This window comes from Gilliamella sp. B2785 (assembly GCF_026537005.1).
GTDB classification, from domain to species: domain Bacteria; phylum Pseudomonadota; class Gammaproteobacteria; order Enterobacterales; family Orbaceae; genus Gilliamella; species Gilliamella apicola_E.
The window spans coordinates 87235-108214 of record NZ_JAFNNC010000005.1 but is presented as its reverse complement, the minus strand read 5'-3'; the positions used below and the strand labels follow the sequence as shown (position 1 = coordinate 108214).

Annotated in this window: 19 protein-coding genes; 5 read left to right on the top strand and 14 right to left on the bottom strand. The window is 35.3% G+C overall.

Annotation, left to right across the window (positions count from 1 at the left end; genetic code table 11):
* Positions 1–74: 74 nt before the first annotated feature.
* The 7 genes from lysA to J3U24_RS07135 form a co-directional block, all read right to left on the bottom strand.
* Positions 75–1328: a diaminopimelate decarboxylase gene (lysA, locus tag J3U24_RS07160; RefSeq protein ID WP_065733836.1), complete on the bottom strand. Its 1254-nt coding sequence runs from the start codon at positions 1326–1328 to the stop codon at positions 75–77.
* Between the two features lie 12 nt (positions 1329–1340).
* On the bottom strand, positions 1341–1472 hold the full coding sequence (gene lptM, locus J3U24_RS11655) for an LPS translocon maturation chaperone LptM (protein ID WP_416380179.1): 132 nt from the start codon (positions 1470–1472) through the stop codon (positions 1341–1343).
* Between the two features lie 257 nt (positions 1473–1729).
* Positions 1730–2620, bottom strand: coding sequence for an L-ribulose-5-phosphate 3-epimerase (locus tag J3U24_RS07155; RefSeq protein ID WP_267337418.1), 891 nt, complete (start codon positions 2618–2620; stop codon positions 1730–1732).
* Positions 2621–2685: 65 nt separating this feature from the next.
* Complete coding sequence (locus tag J3U24_RS07150; RefSeq protein WP_065733834.1) at positions 2686–3330, bottom strand: 3-keto-L-gulonate-6-phosphate decarboxylase UlaD; 645 nt, start codon at positions 3328–3330, stop codon at positions 2686–2688.
* A 20-nt stretch (positions 3331–3350) separates the two neighbouring features.
* On the bottom strand, positions 3351–4043 hold the full coding sequence (locus tag J3U24_RS07145) for an L-ribulose-5-phosphate 4-epimerase (protein WP_267337419.1): 693 nt from the start codon (positions 4041–4043) through the stop codon (positions 3351–3353).
* Between the two features lie 3 nt (positions 4044–4046).
* Positions 4047–4520, bottom strand: coding sequence for a PTS sugar transporter subunit IIA (locus J3U24_RS07140; RefSeq protein ID WP_267337420.1), 474 nt, complete (start codon positions 4518–4520; stop codon positions 4047–4049).
* A 35-nt stretch (positions 4521–4555) separates the two neighbouring features.
* Positions 4556–6322 carry a PTS ascorbate-specific subunit IIBC gene (locus J3U24_RS07135; protein ID WP_065733832.1) on the bottom strand — a complete coding sequence of 589 codons (1767 nt, stop codon included), beginning with the start codon at positions 6320–6322 and terminating at the stop codon, positions 4556–4558.
* A 440-nt stretch (positions 6323–6762) separates the two neighbouring features.
* Between J3U24_RS07135 and ulaR the strand changes: the two genes are divergently transcribed.
* Together ulaR and ulaG are read left to right on the top strand one after the other, a co-directional pair.
* Positions 6763–7524: an HTH-type transcriptional regulator UlaR gene (ulaR, locus tag J3U24_RS07130; protein ID WP_065563139.1), complete on the top strand. Its 762-nt coding sequence runs from the start codon at positions 6763–6765 to the stop codon at positions 7522–7524.
* A gap of 27 nt (positions 7525–7551) precedes the next feature.
* The gene (gene ulaG, locus J3U24_RS07125; protein ID WP_065733831.1) at positions 7552–8619 is read left to right on the top strand and encodes an L-ascorbate 6-phosphate lactonase; all 1068 of its coding nucleotides are present in this window, start codon (positions 7552–7554) and stop codon (positions 8617–8619) included.
* 126 nt (positions 8620–8745) lie between these two features.
* Here the strand turns inward: ulaG and recG are convergent, their stop codons facing one another.
* From recG to pmbA, 6 genes are all read right to left on the bottom strand, one after another.
* Positions 8746–10839 carry an ATP-dependent DNA helicase RecG gene (gene recG / locus J3U24_RS07120; protein WP_267337421.1) on the bottom strand — a complete coding sequence of 698 codons (2094 nt, stop codon included), beginning with the start codon at positions 10837–10839 and terminating at the stop codon, positions 8746–8748.
* 5 nt (positions 10840–10844) lie between these two features.
* Positions 10845–12953, bottom strand: coding sequence for a bifunctional GTP diphosphokinase/guanosine-3',5'-bis pyrophosphate 3'-pyrophosphohydrolase (gene spoT / locus J3U24_RS07115; protein WP_220225826.1), 2109 nt, complete (start codon positions 12951–12953; stop codon positions 10845–10847).
* 19 nt (positions 12954–12972) lie between these two features.
* Positions 12973–13263, bottom strand: a complete 291-nt coding sequence (gene rpoZ, locus J3U24_RS07110) for a DNA-directed RNA polymerase subunit omega (RefSeq protein ID WP_065563143.1) — start codon at positions 13261–13263, stop codon at positions 12973–12975.
* 173 nt (positions 13264–13436) lie between these two features.
* On the bottom strand, positions 13437–14651 hold the full coding sequence (locus J3U24_RS07105; RefSeq protein WP_267337422.1) for a CinA family nicotinamide mononucleotide deamidase-related protein: 1215 nt from the start codon (positions 14649–14651) through the stop codon (positions 13437–13439).
* A gap of 35 nt (positions 14652–14686) precedes the next feature.
* Positions 14687–16423, bottom strand: coding sequence for a SulP family inorganic anion transporter (locus J3U24_RS07100; protein ID WP_267330638.1), 1737 nt, complete (start codon positions 16421–16423; stop codon positions 14687–14689).
* A gap of 6 nt (positions 16424–16429) precedes the next feature.
* Positions 16430–17782 carry a metalloprotease PmbA gene (gene pmbA / locus J3U24_RS07095; RefSeq protein WP_267337423.1) on the bottom strand — a complete coding sequence of 451 codons (1353 nt, stop codon included), beginning with the start codon at positions 17780–17782 and terminating at the stop codon, positions 16430–16432.
* 77 nt (positions 17783–17859) lie between these two features.
* Here pmbA and yjgA point away from each other — a divergent pair, with 77 nt between their 5' ends.
* The 3 genes from yjgA to J3U24_RS07080 all read left to right on the top strand — a co-directional run bounded on the left by yjgA (position 17860) and on the right by J3U24_RS07080 (position 19591).
* On the top strand, positions 17860–18396 hold the full coding sequence (yjgA, locus tag J3U24_RS07090; protein WP_267337424.1) for a ribosome biogenesis factor YjgA: 537 nt from the start codon (positions 17860–17862) through the stop codon (positions 18394–18396).
* 69 nt (positions 18397–18465) lie between these two features.
* Positions 18466–18990, top strand: a complete 525-nt coding sequence (gene ppa / locus J3U24_RS07085; RefSeq protein WP_065563147.1) for an inorganic diphosphatase — start codon at positions 18466–18468, stop codon at positions 18988–18990.
* A gap of 391 nt (positions 18991–19381) precedes the next feature.
* Positions 19382–19591 carry a cold shock domain-containing protein gene (locus tag J3U24_RS07080; protein ID WP_025315032.1) on the top strand — a complete coding sequence of 70 codons (210 nt, stop codon included), beginning with the start codon at positions 19382–19384 and terminating at the stop codon, positions 19589–19591.
* Positions 19592–19726: 135 nt separating this feature from the next.
* On the opposite strand, the gene gapA is transcribed toward J3U24_RS07080, so the two are convergent.
* On the bottom strand, positions 19727–20725 hold the full coding sequence (gene gapA / locus J3U24_RS07075) for a glyceraldehyde-3-phosphate dehydrogenase (RefSeq protein WP_065563148.1): 999 nt from the start codon (positions 20723–20725) through the stop codon (positions 19727–19729).
* Positions 20726–20980 lie beyond the last annotated feature (255 nt).

The following is a 20980-nucleotide window of genomic DNA, read 5'->3' as shown; positions in this document are numbered from 1 at the left end:
CTAATTAAGTTTAATTAATAAAGCGCTTTATTTGCCAAGCGAATGAGTCCATCGCATCACACACTCTTAAAAGATTATAATACTAATTCACCACGCCATAAATCATCAAACGTCTCACGTTTTCGAATTAACTTATGTTGTTTTCCTCCTTCAAGCAAAACTTCAGCTGGACGTGGGTGACTATTATAATTTGACGCCATACTAAAACCATAGGCACCAGCACTACAAATAACCAATAGATCACTTTGTTCAACGGACAACTCTCGTTGATAAGCTAACACATCGCTAGATTCGCAGATTGGTCCAACGATATTGTAACATTCTTTTTTATCAGAACTTTTTGGTTCTCTGACTGGTAAAACTCGCATCCAAGCTTTATAAAGAGCTGGTCTAATTAAATCATTCATTCCCGCATCAACAATAGCAAAATGGTTACCATCTTGATGTTTAGTGTATTCAACTTTAGTAATTAATAAACCAGCATTAGCCACAATTGAGCGGCCTGGTTCAAAAATAATTTCAAGATCAGCATAATTGGTTAATTTCGCAAGTAACTCTGAAGCAAGTGTGGATGCAGAAATAGGTGTTTCATTTTCATAACAGACCCCTAATCCACCACCTAAATCAATATGTTCAAGGTGAATATTTTCTGCTTTGAGTTTATCAACCAATATTAAAATCCTATCAGCAGCATCTAAAAATGGCGATAATTCTGTTAATTGAGAACCAATATGGCAATCAATACCAACTATCTTAATATGATTTAAACTAGCCGCTTTGCGGTATACATCAAGGGCTAATTGATAACTTATGCCGAATTTATTTTCACGCAATCCTGTTGAGATATAGGGATGGGTTTTGGCATCCACATCAGGATTAATTCTTAATGAAATTGTTGCAATTTTACCTAATTGTTGAGCAATTTCGTTGATACGATATAATTCCGCCTCCGACTCAACGTTGAAACATTTAATACCAACTTCAAGCGCACGTTTGATTTCTTCAATAGATTTTGCGACACCAGAAAAAACTATCTTTCTAGGTTCGGCACCTGCTTTTAGCACCCTTTCCAATTCACCCTGCGAGACAATATCAAAACCGGCACCAAGTTTAGCCAACAAATTTAAAACCGATAAATTACTGTTAGCCTTAACTGCATAACAAATTAGATGTTTCTTATCTTGAAGAATTTGCTGATAAGCAAGAAATTGTTTTGTCATATGAGCAGCAGAATAGACATATAACGGAGTTCCATATTGCTTTGCTAGATCAGAGATAGCGACGTCATCTGCCAATAACTGACCATTACAATAATGTAAAAATTTCATTGAATTATTCCTTTAAGCTATGTTACTCACATCATTAGATTGAACAAATGTCCTTGACTGCTCATTGGGATAATATAGTGGGCCTTTTAAACCACAACCAACTAATGTCAAGATGGCTAATAATATGGAGAATAATTTGATCATTGATTTCATATAATATTCGCAATTCTTTCATTTTGTTATAATGGCCATTATATTACACGATAGGCCAATTGGTGGAAAGAATAAATAAAAATCTCTTAATATTAATATGTTGCTATAAAAGAGTTTAATAATGATCTTAAGCTTAAAAATAACATGTCATTCAGATGGGTTCTGATGGCTATTTTTTAATTCGACTGAATAGATAAAGCCCAAATAAGACATTAATTGAGCTTTATATCATTTTTATTACAAATAAATTAGGAGAATAGTGCATATCCTGCTTGGGATGCCATAGCATTTAGGCTTTGTTGAGCAGTAATAATATTTTGCTTCCAATTATCATCTTTAGCCCACATTTCAATCACAAAAGGAGCACAATAATCCATTAATTTTAATGTATTAAAAATGGCCGGAAAATCAACTTCGCCTTCACCAATAACTAAATCTCGAAATTGCCCAGAATAATTAGATTTAACTTTTTTGGTATCTTTAAGATGAATTTGCACAATATGATCACGACTTAATAATAGTTCGGTGCATACATCATAATTCCAACCAGAAATATTACCAACATCCGGATAAGCCATAAAATATGAAGACGGTATTTCCCTTTTCAGAATCTCGAATTTACTTAGTGAATTAAGATAGTCAGTATCCATTATTTCTACCGCAAGCATAATACCTGCTTTTTCTGCTTGTTTGGCACTCCACTGCATGCCTTCAATAAAGCGTTGATGGGTTTGATTACTTGCTGGTTCATAATAGACATCATATCCTGCAAGCTGAATGACTCTGACACCTAATTTATAAGCAAGTACTATTGCCTTGTTCATTATGTTTTTTGCTTGTGCACGAATATGTTCATCATTGGAACCGAATGGATATTTTCGATGAGCACTTAAACAAATAGAGTGCAAAGCTATGCCCATTTGTTCTGACAAATGACGTAATGAATAAATTTGATCATCAGACCAATCCAGCCTTGCTCGACGTTCGTCTGACTCATCAATGGATAATTCAATAAAATCGAATCCTAATGCTTTTGCTTCATTAAATTTTTGTTGCCACGTTAAATCATTTGGTAATGCTTTTTCATAAATACCAATACGAGGCGTGGTTTTTTTGATATTTATTGCTCTTTTTGTCATAATCTAAACCTAATAAAAATGGAACAATATGCATTGCAGTTGAATTGACAACTGCAACATACCAATTACCAATATTTAGCTATCTGCTCTCTTAAAGCTTGTGCAGTTTGTTGACCATTTTGGTTAGCAAGAGCACGACCAGCAATAAAGGCTTTCGTTTTGATTCCTGCAAAAAGATGAATATCTTCAGGTACAATACCGCCCGTGATAGAGAGCTCAAGGCCTAAGTCGGAAAGTTGACGCATTTTAACTAAGTCTTCTTCACCCCATCCTAATCCAGCTAATTCTGCATCACGAGAACGATGATAAATAGCTTGCTTTATACCTAACTTTCGCCAGGCTTTGGCATCATCTAGAGTCCAATGACCATATAACTCTATTTGAATTTCTCCATTAAATTCATCAGCAACTTTTTTGCAGGCTTCAATAGTTGCAATATGTGCAGCCGCTGAAACAGTTAACCAATTAGCACCTGCTGAAAAAGCCATTTTGGCTAAAATCGCGCCACCGTCGGTAGTTTTTAAATCACAAACCAAGATATGGTTAGGGTATTTTTCTCTTAACGTTTTAACGCCTCCAATACCTGCTCCAAAAGCAAGAATTGTTCCCACTTCGATAATATCCACAAAACCAGCAACATTTTTTGCAACTTCTAAAGCTGGTTGTAATTCTGTTTGATCTAATGCGATTTGTAGTTTAGGTTTTGTCATTTTATTTGCCCTCTTGCATTCTATTTTTGACCATAATAAGCATTCGCACCATGTTTACGAAAATAGTGCTTGTCCGATAAAGCTTGTTGAATTTTTATTGTTTGATTAAGTTGACGTGTAGAAATAGCCATCATTGCGACTTCTTCCAATACGACTGCATTATGCACAGCATCTAAAGCATTTTTACCCCAGCAAAAAGGAGCATGACCAGAAATAACTGCGCCCGGCATCGCTTTAGGATCGAGCCCGCGTCGTTTAAACTCTTCAATAATCACCAGTCCAGTATTTTTTTCATAATCATTTGCTATTTCGCTATCGGTTAATCGACGCGTACATGGCACATCACCATAAAAATAGTCAGCATGGGTTGTTCCTAAGGCAGGTACATCGAGTTCTGCTTGCGCCCAAATAGTCGCATAACGAGAATGCGTATGAACAATACCACCAATATCTTTAAATGCTTTATAAAGCTCAAGATGAGTAGCGGTATCACTTGATGGATTGAGATGACCTTCGATAATGTCACCATTTAGTGCAACCACTACAATATCATCAACTTTCATATTGTGATACTCGACACCCGATGGCTTAATAGCAATAACACCTTTATCACGATCAATCTCGGACACATTGCCCCATGTAAATGTCACCAAATGATATTGAGGCAATGTTAAATTAGCTGCTAATACTCTTTCTTTTAATTCTTGATACATAAATTAGCCTCCATTTAATGCCTTATCGATGACCGCATAAACATTTTCTTTGTTTTTGCAAGCTCTTAACTTATCAAGATTGACTCCGGTTTCACTGGTTTCATCATCTAACACTTGGGTAACCTCCATTAATCCTTCCATGTGTTGATCTGATGTACTTCCAGCTAAAGTAACAAGCACATCAACAGGTTCTTCTTCGCCATCGAAATAAACTGGTTGATTAAGGGTTACTAAAGCAAAAGCAGTACGATTGACTCCATCTTCTGGTCTGGCATGAGGCATGGCAAAATTAGGTGCAATAATAATATAAGGCCCCATTGTTTTAACGCAGTGGATAATTGCGTCATAATAAGACGGTTTAATTGCATTTGAAGCGACTAACATATCGGTACCTAATTTGACAGCTTCTTGCCAATTAGCAGCATTTGCTTTTAATAATATTGAATTATTTTCAATTAATGATTCTTTCAAAGCCATCGTTGTACTCCTTTCTTCTCTTTATATTTAATCGATTATTGAGCAAGTACTTTTTTAATAATCTCAATAAGCTCATCACCGAATGTGTTTGGATTAAGCATATTTTGTACACCTAAAGCATGTTGTCCTTCATTAACTTCGATTTCGTGAATCAAGTGTTTTGAAGCAACAATAATGTCAACATTGGGTAAACGCGATTTGTAATCAGTTACCGCGCATGAATCCATCACATTTGCAATACCTTTCTTATCTAGATAATTAGCTATTTTCATTTTCATCATCATTGAAGAACCTTGCCCACTTCCACATACCGCAAGGATACGTATCGGACGACCTTCAGCCACGGCTACTTCATCCATTTTATCTACCACAGCTTCATTAACATCTTGTTGATTATCGTTAAATTCTGGATGATCTTTTTGCATTGCTTCTTCTTGTTTAAGCTGTTTTGCAGCAAAAAACATATAAACTAAAGCTAATGCAATTAATAAATAGATGAATAAATGAGAGAATGATAAGCCTTGTAAAATTGGTGGGAATAAAATTGCCCAATCAGCCATACCCATCCAAGCGTCAATAGGAGTACCATTTTGAGCAAAAATGTGAATTACCCAAGCTGAACCAAATACTTCAATCATGCCCATAACAAAACAGAGTTTCATCACCGCTTTCCAACCACCAAAATGGTTTGCAAAAACACCAATTGTCGCATTAGAGAAGAACATTGGAATAAAACCAGGAATAATCATAATCGGTGATTTGAAAATAAGTAATAAAGCAATCGCTAAAAATTGTCCTAATGCCCCCCAAATAAAGCCAAATACCATAGCATTAGGTGAGAATGCATAAATCGCAGCACAATCTATTGCTAATACTGCATTAGGGATCAATTTTTCCGAAATACCTTTAAATGCCTCAGATAATTCAGCTACAAACATTCTTACCCCACCAACGATAACTTGTATGGCAACAGCAAATTTCAATCCTGTTTCAAGAATATAAATAGTCCAATGAGTAGAGCCAGCCATAGTTTGCAAATTATCCAAACCAAATGAGAGCAAAATAATGCCAAAAAAGAATGTCATAACAATTGCTGTAGCAGCGATACTGTCATGAAAGATATGTAACCATTTAGGTAATTTAAGGTTATCAACAGAATTGGCTTTATCGCCTAATTTTGGTGCCAATTTAACAGCAATCCAAGAACCAAGTTGTTGCTGGTGTCCAATTGAAAAACCAGCACCACCAGTCACCGCTTCGGTAGGCTTAAACATCATATTGGAAAATATTCCCCAATATAACGCTGTAATGATTGCTGAATAGATTATTGTTTCCCACATGCCATAACCGAAAAGAAAATAGAATAAAGTAATCAACCCTACTTGTTGGAACATGATATGGCCTGTTAACATTATGGTACGAATACCGGTAATACGACGAAAAATGACTAAAACAATATTAATTGCTAGTGCTAATAAAACCGCATATCCTACCCACGAATACTGATCACCCATACCGTTTTCAACAGCAACCATTGATGCATAAGTGTCAATGATAGATCCTTTAATACCATGATATTCAGCTAATTTGGCAATAACCGGCTTAAAGGTCGAAACCAACACATTTGAACCCACTTGTAACAACATAAACCCAACAATGGTTTTAATTGTTCCTTTTAAAATTGTGGTTATGTCTTTGCGTAAAAGACAATAACCAAGCATTGTCACCAAGCCTAATAACAAAGGTGCTTTCGTCATGACTTGACTATAAAAAATGTAGAAAATGTTATAGATTACTTCCATATGCCCCTCTCATTGGTTATTGGACACTGTTTGCATTACAAATCCTTATTAACTTTTCAATGCAGGATAATTAACGCTATCCAGATGCCACTTATATGGTTGTTTAGTGTGAGGTTAGTTTTTTTCTTAAAACTTAACTCAGTTAATCAATCGTGATTCATTAACTGATATTCATCTTCCATAATCACAATTAATCATTCAATGATTATTTATGATTATTTTGACGTAGATCACTTTTCTATAACAATCAACTGTAAAACTGTGATGGATATCACATTATCGCTAAAAAAAACACCATGCAAATCAAATTATAGCTATATTAATCAATACATTAAATTATTTTATCTTTAATGAGACATGATCAGCGATTGACAATAAATCCAATGATAATTATTATCACAAATAATCAAATTAGCTCATGATGTTATAAGAGGTTATCAATGAATGAAATTGTGCGACACAACGAAATTGTTGCTTTAGTCAATGAAAAAGGTGAGTTAAAAGTCACCGAATTAATTGAAATTTTCTCCATTTCTCCGGCTACAGCTAGAAGAGATATAACTAAACTTGCTTTAGATGGGCGAGTGCGAAAAGTACGTAATGGTATTTTACGGTTAGAAGAACAAAAACCTATATGGGCACCAATAGATATCAATAATACCGATCACTATCATGAAAAAGCGCGCATCGCGATACGTGCAGCTAAACTATGCGAAAGTGATGAAAACGTTGTGATTAATTGCGGTTCAACAGCATTTTTATTAGGGCGTGAATTGTGTGGTAAAAATGTCTCAATTATTACCAATTACTTTCCATTAGCCTGTTATTTAATTGAACACGATCATGAAAACGTCATCATTATGGGAGGGTTATATAACAAAACACAAAATATCATACTCAACCCTATTGCCAGCTTTACTGATTCTTATGCAGCAAAATGGATGTTTACTAGTGGCAAAACATTAACACCAACTGGTCTTTATAAAAATGAGATCTTAGGTGCAGTTGCAGAACAACAAATTTTAGAAAAAGCTGAAAAATTAGTTGTGGTGGTAGATAGCTCCAAAATCGATACTAAAGCCAACTCCGGCATGCTTTTTTGTCCTGTAAATAAAATCGATATTTTAATTACAGGTAAACAAGCGAATAAAGAAGTAATCGATTGCATAAAAGAGCAAGGCGTAGAAGTAATATTAGTTTAACTATTAAATGAAGAAAAGGAACATAGTATGAGTAAAGTGAATGAAATTACCCGTGACTCTTGGATTTTAAACACTTTTCCTGAGTGGGGAACTTGGCTTAATGAAGAGATAGAAAATACGGAAGTTAAACCTAATACGTTTACCATGTGGTGGCTTGCTTGTACGGGAATTTGGTTGAAATCAGCTGGTAACACCAATATTTCTGTCGATTTCTGGTGTGGTACAGGTAAAAAAACCCACGCCAATCCTTTAATGAACAAACAACACCAGATGATGCGCATGGGAGGTGTACGTGAATTACAACCTAATTTAAGAACCAGCCCATTTGTTTTAGATCCATTTGCTATTAAACAGATTGATGCCGTCATGGCGACACATGATCATGCGGACCATATTGATGTCAATGTTGCAGCTGCAGTTATTCAAAATTGCTCACCAGAAGTAAAATTTATTGGTCCTAAAGCTTGTGTCGAATTATGGAAAAGTTGGGGTGTACCGGAAGAACGCTGTATTGTTGCAAAAGTAGGTGAAACCTTACATGTTGGTGATATTACGATTCATGTTTTAGATTCATTTGATAGAACATCACTTGTAACTTTACCTAAAGGTGTTTCATCAACAGATAAATCCATTTTAGATGGGATGAATGATCGTGCAGTCAATTATTTATTCGAAACAACCGGTGGTTCACTCTACCATTCAGGGGATTCTCACTATTCAAACTATTACGCAAAACACGGTAATGATTATAAAATTGATGTTGCTCTTTTATCTTATGGCGAAAATCCACGTGGTGTAACCGATAAAATGACTTCGTCAGATATTTTACGCGCAGCAGAATCTCTCAACACTAAAGTGGTCATTCCATTCCACCATGATATTTGGTCTAATTTCCAAAGTGATCCTCGTGAAATAGAAGTATTATGGGATATGAAAAAAGACCGCCTAGAATATCAATTTAGACCATTTTTCTGGCAAGTTGGTGGTAAATATACATATCCTACTGATAAAAATAAAATGCATTATCAGCACTATCGAGGATTCAGAGATATCTTTACCGATGAGCCGGAATTACCATACCGTTCATTCTTATAAATAAAATTAACACTAATATTTATGGACTTATAGATATCGCTATAAGTCCTTTTTTATGAATAACGCTCTGCTTTTATTGAATATTATATGGAAAAAGCTATTACAGTTCTCAACTACTATCATAATTTAAGCATTAATGTACTTTTCTCGATCAGGTAGCCAACATTCAATTAGCTGATTAGCACTTTCGGGATAATTCTTCTGTAAATAATAAGAGGCTTTTTGCACTTCATTAATTAGATGTTGATCACGGATTAAATCAACTACTTTGAAGTTAGCTACCCCTATTTGCCTTGTACCTAGAATTTCGCCACTACCACGAATCTCTAAATCTTTTTGGGCAATAACAAAACCGTCATTACTTTCTCGCATCACCTTCATACGTGCTTGAGCTATTTTACTTAAAGGTGCTTGATACATAAGAACACAATGAGATATTGCAGTACCTCTCCCTACTCGCCCACGTAATTGGTGCAGTTGTGCTAAGCCTAAACGTTCAGCATTTTCAATAATCATCAAGCTAGCATTAGGCACATCGACACCGACTTCAATAACCGTTGTGGCAACTAATAATTGAATTTTACCGTCTTTAAAATCCTGCATGACAGATTGTTTTTGATCTGATTTCATTTTGCCATGCACTAAAGCAATAATAAGATGCGGTAAGCGTTCTTGTAATTCTGCAACTAACATTTCTGCAGCTTGAGCATCAAGCGTTTCAGATTCTTCAACTAAAGTACAAACCCAATAGACTTGGCGATTATCAATACAAGCTTGATTGACACGTTGAATAATTTCATCACGACGAGAATTTGGTATCACTATCGTCGATATTGGCGTTCGTCCTGGAGGTAATTCATCTATGATTGATACATCTAAATCTGCATAAACTGTCATCGCTAGGGTTCTTGGAATTGGCGTTGCTGTCATTATTAATTGATGAGGATGACACTCATCTTTAATACCTTTTTCCCAAAGACTTAATCGCTGGTTTACACCAAAGCGATGTTGTTCATCAATAATCACCAATCCTAATTGGAAAAACTTAACTTTCTCAACAAATACGGCATGAGTACCAATTAACATTGAAATTTCGCCTAATTCAATATCATCATATCGTCGTTTTTTATTTTTTGCGGTTAATCGCCCAGTTAACAACTCAACCTTTATTCCAAGTGGCTCAAACCATCGACAAAAATTATGAAAATGTTGTTCGGCTAATATTTCGGTCGGCGCCATTAAAACAACTTGCTTATTATTTTCAATAGCATTTAGAGCGGCTAAAGCAGCCACTAACGTTTTACCTGAGCCCACATCTCCCTGAACTAATCGCATCATTGGAACTGACTTAGCCATATCTTGATAAATATCCTGTACGACTCTTTTTTGCGCATTAGTCGGTTCAAATGGCAAGGAAGCAAGGAAAGGCTGAGAATAACGCTTATTAATATGCATTGGATAAGAATGTTGTTTTTGATTATCAACCTTAATAAACAACATACTTAAATGATAAGCAAGCAACTCTTCAAAAACAAAACGCTTTATTGCTGGATGTTCTCCATCAATAAGCTGATCTACATTCGTTGTTAATGATGGATTATGAATAATATCTAATGATTCAACAACAGATAAATAACCATTGCTTATTGAAACCGGTAAGATTTCAGCTGGTGGATTTCGTTTTAACAATATTAATGCCGATTGTATTGCTTTACGGATGACATTCTGAGTTAACCCATAGGTAGTTGAATAAATCGGCGTAAATCGCTCTTCGTTTGGTTCAGAAAAACTAGGCGACTCCTCTTTTTTTGATTGAATATTAAATTGTGGGTGAATCATTTCTGGATAATGGCTCCCCCTCTTTATTTCTCCGTAAGCCCTCACCCATTTACCGGATGCCATGGCTGTCTTCATACCCATGTTGAAATTGAGAAAACGTAAAATAGCGATACCAGAATCATCCTGAATATAGCAGAGCAACATTTTACGTTTAGTTGTAATTATTTCACTTTTGATAATTTGACCTAAAATTGTGGTCGTTTCACCAATAGCAACATCACTAATTGCTGAAGATGTCGAACGATCTTCATAACGTAAAGGGAAATGTAATAAGAGATCTTGAACAGATTTAATACCAAGTGCAAAGAATTTTTTTTCTAAACTAGGCCCAATACCAGCTAATTTTGCAAGCGGTATTCGGTTTAGCAAACGATCAACCATAATAACTAATTAATATTACGTGTCACACTCACTACATCTTGTTGTAGTGATAATTTTCGAATTAAATCATTAAGTTGTTGAGTATTCTTAACTTCAATTTGCAAAATAATTGTATAGATTTGCCTATCTTTTTCTTCCGTGTTTAACCATTGAATATGTGCTTTCTCATCATTAATGATAGAAAGAACATGACCTAAAGAACCCTGATTATTAATAATATCTACCCAAATTTCAGCTACAAAAAACTGCTCAATATCTGGTGCCCATTTAAGCGAAATATATTTATCGGGATTATTCTGATAACCACTAACATTGCGACAAGATTCATGATGCACAGTTAAACCTTTTTCAGGGCTAACATGACCGACAATAGGATCATTAGGAATAGGATGACAACATTTTGAAAAAGTAACTAATACCCCTTCACTTCCCGTTATAACTAATGTTTTATTTTCCTCAGATTGATTAAATAAAAGCGCTTTATGTTCAAGGCCTTTGACAATAAAATGGCTCATAATATTGCCTAGTCCTATTTCAGCTAATACATCCTCAAACGAAGTCAACTTAGTCAAACTAACAATACGATCTTTCTGCTTATCAGTTAGCGAGTCGATTCCACCCGATTTAATAAGCGCTAAATTAAGCAATTTACGACCTAATAAAATAGCATCTTCGCGCTTCAAGGTTTTCAATGCTTGTCGAATGCGAGATCTTGCTTTAGCACTAACCACAAAATTAAGCCAGCTTGCATTAGGACGACTTTCTGGAGACGTAATAATTTCAACAGTTTGACCATTGCTTAAAGGTTGAGAAAGCGGGTAAGGTTTACGATCAACTAAAGCCCCAATACACTGGAAACCGATATCAGAATGCACAGCATATGCTAAATCAACTGCTGTTGAACCTTCAGGTAATTGAACAATTCGACCTTTGGGTGTAAAAACATAAATTTCTTTTGGAAAAAGGTCAGATTTAACATTTTCAATAAACTCAAATGAATTACCAACACTTTGTTGAAGTTCCAACAAGCTCTGCATCCAACGCTGGGCTTTAATCTGAGTAGTAGTGTTATTTAACTCATCATTTTCATTATAAATCCAATGCGCAGCCACACCCATTTCTGCCATTTGATCCATATCTTCGGTTCGAATTTGCACTTCCACAGGCGTACCATGTGGGCCAATCAATGATGAATGCAACGATTGATAACCATTCGCTTTAGGAATAGCAATATAATCTTTAAAACGATTAAGTCGAGGTTTATATAAGTTATGGACTAAACCAAGTGCACGATAACAAGTATCAACATCATCAACTACAATTCGGAAAACATAAATATCCATAATTGAATGGAAATGCTGTTCACGAAGTTGCATCTTTTGATAAATAGCATAAATGTTCTTTTCAAGCGCTTCCACTTGGGCATTGATATTCGCTTCAGCTAAACGCCCTTTAATTTCTGATAGAATTTGCTGAATAAGCTCTTTTCTGGTACCACGAGCAATCTTAACAACTTTTTCAAGAACTTTAGCGCGATTAGGATGCATCGCCGTAAAACCAAGTATTTCAAGCTCAGTTTTAATATGATGAATACCTAAACGATGAGCCAAAGGAGCATAAATCTCTAATGTTTCTTTAGCAATACGTCGACGTTTATCCGGTCTTAATGCCCCAAGAGTACGCATATTATGCGTTCTATCAGCTAACTTAATTAGAATCACTCGGACATCTTCGGTCATGGCTAAAACCATTTTGCGAAAATTTTCAGCTTGAGCTTCTTGTCGGTTTCTAAATTTTAACTTATCAAGTTTCGAAACACCTTCAACTAACACGGCAACATGTTTGCCAAATTTTTGTGTTATATCTTGAAAGGTGACTTGGGTATCTTCGATGGTGTCATGCAAAAGTGCAGCGATGATGGTCTCATAATCCAGCCGCATATCGGCTAAAATGGTTGCTACAGCAACCGGATGAGTAATATAGGGTTCACCGCTACAACGGAATTGTCCTTCATGCGCTTGTTTCGCAAAAAAGTAGGCATTTTGAATTAATTCAACTTGTTTAGCTGGAAGATAAAATGCAACAACCTCTTTTAAGCTTTCAAAATATTGCATGGACAATTCTCAGCAATGTTTATTCGTATGAGGGAGTATTTTCTAAAAGTACCGTTTCATGAAGAGCATTACGCACTTCTGATTCTTCATCTTGACGAGCTTGGAATTCAGCAGTATCAAGAATTTGTTTATTTACAAGCCCATCTTCAATTTCGCGTAAAGCAACTACAGTTTCTTTATCGTTTTCTTCTGGAATTAGTGGCGTTTTGTTTTCAACTTGTAATTGACGAGCACGTCTTGCTGCAACTAAAACGAGATCAAAGCGATTACCAATTTTTTCTACTGCATCTTGGACAGTTACACGAGCCATTTTTACCTCTAATATATTAACTTATATGCTTCAATTGAAAGATCCGCTATTCTACTTAATTTTGTAGGGAATTGTCCATAACTAATATTACTAACAAATGAAAAACCCCTGTAAAATCGTTCTAAAAGCGGAAGCAATATTATAAAACTATTTGTTAAAACTATACGATAAAACTATACCAATAACTCTAACCAAACGTTAGGCCCAATGATAGGCAGATTTAAAAGATAACGACGCAAACCATCTAAAGCAATCGCAGATAAAATTTGTTGTTGGATCTTATTATTTTGAACTCTACCAGTATACTTCAATTTAAAATGCAATTCTTGATTTTTAGTGACAATAACTAAAGTAAATTCCGTATTCTTTTCTTGAAAATTGACTACCCCTAGCGCAATATCGGCTTTTTGATTTTGCAATACTTGTGAAAAGTAATTAAGTGGTTCTTCCATCACAAAAGGTACCACTTCTGATTTCACCACGGGGGCATTGGCTTCTAATAGGTGATAACCAATTACTCCAGCTGATTGTTGTTCAATGACCACAATAGATTGATTCGTTTCATTTAACAATCTTGATACAACCTGAGCTAAACCTGATACACCTTGATTAACACCTTCACAAAGTAAATTATCTGCAACAATAGACTTTATTTTGTGCCATGCGCTATCCATTTCACTTTTTTTACTTTCTGGCCCAGTTAATTTCAATTCAATAATAGGCATTGCTGCACGATAACCAACTGTAATAAAATCAGGAATATCTAATGAAGTCTCGATCTCCATTCCTAAATCACTTTCTGTTCGCCCCATGGTGGTTAATCGATAACAGAGTTTACGTTCGGTTATAGGATAGATCATCTTAATGTCAGGCAAAATTGAAGTTCTAATCATTTCTTTAAATTCAGAAGGAACGCCTGGCGTAAAGAATAATAGACAATTATTTATCACCATCTTAAAGCCACATGCCGTTCCGATTGGATTATCAATTAACGTTGCACTTTGAGGTAACATTGCTTGTTTGATATTGCTTGATGGCATTTTTCTACCGCGATTCAGGAAGTAGCGTTCAAGCACTTTAAGCCACTCATCGTGTAAAACCAAAGACTCATTATTAGCCTGTGCAGCTGCTTGTGCACTTAGATCATCACTTGTTGGTCCTAACCCTCCATTCACAATTAAAATATCATTGTGTAAGCTACGCTCTTGCAGAGTATCAACCAATGTCAACAAATCATCCCCTACTGTATGGCGCGAAGTGATAGAAATGCCTTCTTCAAATAAAAAATCAGATAACCAAGCTGCATTAGTATCAACAATTTGACCATATAAAACCTCATCTCCAGTACTAAGCATCTCAATTTTGAGTGGATCTTTTATCTGATTCACAATTATCCCTAGCTAATTAAAAAATGATTAAAAATTTAATTATTTATATCCTCGTCGTTTTTGCTTTCCATATGTTCTTTACTCTGAACTGACCTTACAGCAAAATAAAGATCATAAGCAAACTCAATATAATCAGTATCTAATTTAATATTCATCTGCTTAAACCAATTCTTCAATGTTTTACGTCGGCCAGATAAAATTAGTACCACATTTCTAACCTTCAATGATTTAACCAACTCGTCAATACCGGTCAAAACACTAACATCTTTATAGGTAAAGCAAGGAATAGCATCAACAATCACATAATTAATTGTCTCAGGAGATTCATCTATATAATTAATAATCCTACGTTTAAAGTATGCAATATTGAAATAAGTTAATGGAGAATTAAAGCGATAAATCATAGTGTTACTTAATGGACTAACATCCGAACCAATTGAATGAATTCGTCCACTTTCATCAACACCTAATAATTGATCATTCGGCCTAAACACACGACGCAAAAATAAAAACAGCCCTAATAAAACGGCCAACGCCATACCGGGAATAATACCAATAACTAACACCGAAATTAACGTAGTTAAGCTTAAATAAAACGCATCACGATCGAATTTAAAAAATCGGATAATAGTTTGGAAATTGATAAGAGATAAAGAAGAATATATTAAAATCACCGCCAACACACAAGTTGGAATATATTGTAGTGGTGACAAAAAGAACAATACGACAAAGCCAATCAAAACAGCCGCAATAATTGATACTAATTGCGTTTTACCACCATTGGCATCATTAACCGCGGTACGTGATGAGGTACCGCTGACTACAAAGCCTTGCGATAAACCTGCAACAATATTAGCCATACCTAATGCTTTAAATTCAACATCGGCATTAGTCTCATAATTATTTTTAGAGGCAAAGCTTCGTACCGTAATCATCATACTTACAAAACAAATAACGGCGATATTGAGCGAAGGAACGACTAAATTACGCATCAAGCCCTTATCAAAATCAATCCATGACTCAGCAGGAATAAAATCACTCGTTACTCCACCAATGATTCGAACATTATAATGTTCAAAATTAAACAGCCAAGAGAGAAACGTCATAATAATTACAGCAAACAAAGGGGCTGGATAACGTGGCTTGAATTTTTTCAATACAACCAAAATCGCAAGTGTACAAAAAGATATAAATGCCGTTAACACATGAATTTCAGATATTTTAAAAGGTAGATAAGCAATGCGTTCAATCAAATAAGAATAATCATACTTAAAGCCAAACATCTTAGCTAACTGATCGACCATAATAGTAATTGAAATCCCATTAAGTAGGCCAATCAAAATTGGCTGACTTAATAAATCCGCCAAAGCACCTAAATGGAGTTTTCCGGCAATCAAGCACCAAATACCGATCATAATGGTCAACAGCACCACCAATTGCCAACGTAAAACAGGATCATTAGCTGCTAAAGGAAATACCACAGCAGCAACCACAGCACAGGTAGCTGTATCGGGACCGACAATCAATTGCCTGGATGAACCAAAAAGCGCATAGACAATAAGCGGCAAGATAGTTGAATATAATCCCGCAATCGCACCAACGCCTGTAAGCTCTGCATAAGCGATAGAAACAGGCAAAGAAACTGCTGCCACTGATAATCCTGCTTTAATATCAAAACTAAGATATTCGCGCTTATATCGCAATAAACTCATCAGGCCTGGCATCCAAAAAATAATTTTTTGGAATAATGCGCTACTGGTAAACTTTCCCATGTTTGATTATTTCCCTGCTACACTCATATTTTCTACTAATATTGATCCCGTTTGAATATTACTTCTTGTCTCAATATCACTGCCTATTGCCACAATATTTTGGTAAATATCCTTAAGGTTACCCGCGACGGTAATTTCATTGATTGGATACTGTATTTTACCATTTTCCACCCAAAAACCAGAGGCGCCACGCGAATAATCACCCGTAACATTATTAACACCTTGTCCCATTAATGACGTAATAACAACACCTTTATCTAATTTTCTTAGCATTGTATCAAAATCAGAATCAGTTTGACTTGGTGAAACTAACCAATTATGTATACCACCAGCATGTCCTGTCGATTTTAGCCCTAATTTTCTAGCTGAATAGTTACTTAACAAATAAGTTTGTAAAATACCGTCTTCAATAATATTGCGCTTAACTGTTTTGGTTCCTTCACTATCAAAAGGTGATGACCCAACTCCTTTTAAAATATAAGGATCTTCTAAAATTGTCAGCCAATCAGGAAAAATCGCATTACCCACACTATCTAATAAAAAAGAGGATTTTCGGTAAATAGCACCACCACTAATGGCTCCAACTAAATGGCGAATCAACCCAACAGCAACTTCTGCACAAAAAAGAACTGGAACTTGCATAGTCTTTATTTGTTTAGCACCTAAATGAGCAACCGTCTTTTCAGCAGCATGATTACCAACCCAATCAGGTGATTTTAATTGGTTAGCAACACGGGATGACGTATATTCATAATTACGCTCCATTTGCCCATTTTGTTCAGCAATAACAGAGCAAGAAAGTGAATGCGAACTTGCACAGTAACCTTGTAACATCCCTAAACTATTACCATAAACATAAACACCATAACGACTATTAAAATAACCACCGTCACAGCTTATTAAAGAAGACCTTGCCAACGCACTTAGTTCAGCCTGTTTTGCCTGTTCAATTGCATTATCAACATTCAAATCACTTGGATAAAACAGATCTAAATCTGGCGCATCAAAAGCCATTAAATCGGGATCGCCAAGACCAGAACAAGGATCTGCTGACGTATATTGCATAATATTAATAGCCATATCCACAGTTTGACTGATTGCCTGTGGTGACAAATCACTGGTTGACGCACTACCCTTACGCTGATTTTGATAAACAGTAATACCTAACGCACCATCACTATTAAACTCAACATTCTCAGCCTCACCATCTCGTGTACTAACACTAATACCTGTTGATTGATTAATCGATACCTCAACCGCATCAACTCGAGCTTTTGCCTGGCTAATAGCATCGGCAACAATTGCTGACAAATGTTGCTTTTGGCTTAACGCGTCTTTTTTAATTTGTTCAATACTCATTTTATTATTTTCTACAATTCTGCTAGTGATACGTTATAATATGCCAGAATTCAATTTTAGTTAACAAAAGAAATAGCATGAATAACAATCAAGAGCCAAATTTAGAACCTGACTTCAACATTGATCCTCAAGACGATGACATTATTTACGTCAGTAAAAGTGAAATCAAACGTGATGCTGAAGCACTTAAAAAGTTAGGTGTCGAACTTGTCAACTTAAGCAAAAATGAAATTGCTAAAATTCCCCTTGATGAAGATCTACTTTATGCGATTGAATTAGCGCAAAAAATAAAAAAAGAAGGCTATCGTAGGCAAATCCAATACATTGGTAAACTACTTCGAAGTCGTGATATTGAACCTATAACATTAGCTTTGGATAAACTTAAAAATCGCCATAACCAACAAGTCGCCCTATTTCATCGATTAGAAAAATTGCGTGACGAACTTATAGAAACGGGTGATGCAGAATCAATAATGGGGCTTTTCCCTTCCGCAGATAGACAGCAACTACGCACACTAGCGCGTTTAGCCAAAAAACAACTCTCTGCAAACAAAACCCCAAAAACAGCCAGACAAATTTTTCAATATCTAAAAGATTTGAGCGAAACAGAGTAAATTTTTATAATGTTCGCTTTATATTTATCATTAAACACTATTAACAAATAAAAGATAGAGGACACAAAAATGGGACTATTAAATGTACCAGCAGGTAAAGAATTACCAGACGACATCTATGTTGTAATCGAAATCCCAGCGAATGCTGACCCAATTAAATATGAAGTTGATAAAGACACTGGTGCAGTATTTGTCGATCGTTTTATGGCAACAGCAATGTTCTATCCATGTAACTATGGTTATATCAACCACACTTTATCACTAGATGGCGATCCTGTTGACGTATTAGTCCCAACACCATACCCATTACAACCAGGTTCAGTAATTCGTTGCCGTCCAGTTGGTGTATTAAAAATGACTGATGAGGCGGGTTCTGATGCTAAATTAGTTGCAGTACCACACACTAAACTATCAAAAGAATACGATCATATTAAAGATGTAGATGACTTACCTGAGTTATTAAAATCTCAAATCAAACACTTCTTTGAACAATACAAAGCCCTTGAAAAAGGTAAATGGGTAAAAGTTGAAGGTTGGGATAACGCAGAAGCAGCTCGCAAAGAAATTATCGAATCATTTGAACGTGCAAAATAACCCCTTCTTTACAAAAAAGTAATCGCTTTACCGAGTCATAAAGAAAAATTTTTATGACTCACATTTTTAGACTTTTTTTGACTTTCGAAATAACTTCAAGTAGTTATAATATCAGTAATTTGCTATAGATCAAAAAACGATCAATTACCAAAAAATCATATAAAAAACTTCATCCTAAGATGAAAAAAATGTCATGAAACTCTTGCTTTCGATTATGATTTATGAGGTAATAGTCCTGGGTGAACAAAAGAAGCATTTTTATGGAAACGATTAACTTTTTAATTTAGTGGTAAACTGGTTAGATTAGTTTTTGAGTTGATGTAAACAATGTTTTGTTAAGCCTAAACAGCCGATAAGGCAAATTATTAATTATTGTTAGGATGTCTAGTAAATGAATAAAAAAACAGGCCAAGTAAAATGGTTCAATGAAAGTAAAGGTTTTGGTTTTATTACCCCAGCCGATGGAAGCAAAGATGTATTTGTTCACTTCTCTGCAATCTCAGGCGACGGCTTTAAAACCTTAGCTGAAGGACAACAAGTCGAATTTGCGATCCAAGATAGCCCACGTGGACCAGCAGCGGCTGAAGTTGTTGTTATCTAATTAAATTTTAATTAAATAATAAAAGTAAAACGCCTATTTTTTCAAATAGGCGTTTTTTATGCTTACGAATAATCATTCTTAGCAGAAATAAAAAAAGCGACTCAAGGTCGCTTTTTTTATCAATTACAATGCTTCTTATTTTTTAGAAACAACTGCGATTAAGTCTAATACTTTGTTTGAATAACCAACTTCATTATCGTACCAAGATACTAATTTAACAAAGTTATCGCTTAATTGGATACCTGCTTTAGCATCAAATACAGAAGTACAAACTTCACCTAAGAAATCTGTAGACACAACGTCATCTTCAGTATAACCAAGAACGCCTTTCATAGGACCTTCAGCTGCTGCTTTGATAACTTTACAGATATCTTCGTATTTAGCTGGTTTTGCTAAACGTGCAGTTAAGTCAACAACAGAAACGTCTGGAGTTGGAACGCGGAAAGCCATACCAGTTAATTTACCATTTAATTCAGGGATAACTTTACCTACAGCTTTAGCAGCACCAGTTGATGAAGGGATGATGTTTTGAGCAGCACCACGACCACCACGCCAGTCTTTATGAGAAGGACCATCAACAGTTTTTTGAGTTGCTGTAGTTGCGTGAACTGTAGTCATTAACGCTTCAACGATACCGAAGTTATCATTAACTACTTTAGCTAAAGGCGCTAAACAGTTAGTAGTACAAGATGCGTTAGAAACGATATCTTGACCAGCATAATCTTTATCATTAACACCCATTACAAACATTGGTGTGCTATCTTTTGAAGGACCAGTTAAAACAACTTTTTTAGCACCAGCTTGGATATGTTTACGAGCAGTTTCATCAGTTAAGAATAAACCAGTTGCTTCAGCTACAACATCAACACCTACTTCATTCCATTTTAAGTTCGCAGGATCTCTTTCAGCAGTAACGCGGATTGTTTTACCATTAACGATTAATTTACCGTCTTTAACTTCAACAGTACCGTCAAAACGACCGTGAGTTGAATCATATTTAAGCATATAAGCCATATAATCAACGTCTAATAAATCGTTGATTGCAACAATTTCGATGTCAGAACGTTTTTGTGCAGCACGGAAAACAATACGACCGATACGGCCAAAACCATTAATACCTACTTTGATTGTCATAACAATTACCTTCTTTATTTGTGTTAAATGATAAAATAATTGGCAATAAACTACCAAATTTTTGAGGTTTATTCAAGCTGAATTAAAATAATTGGTAAGAATAAATTTAACAGAAAACCATCTTAATTATCATCCGATGATAGCCAGCCTAAATAGGCATATTATAAATCAAAAAGCTAATTTTATTTTCAATATAAACTTATTTTAAATCAAGGATGATAATGCACTAACACTCATTTTATTGATAATGACTTA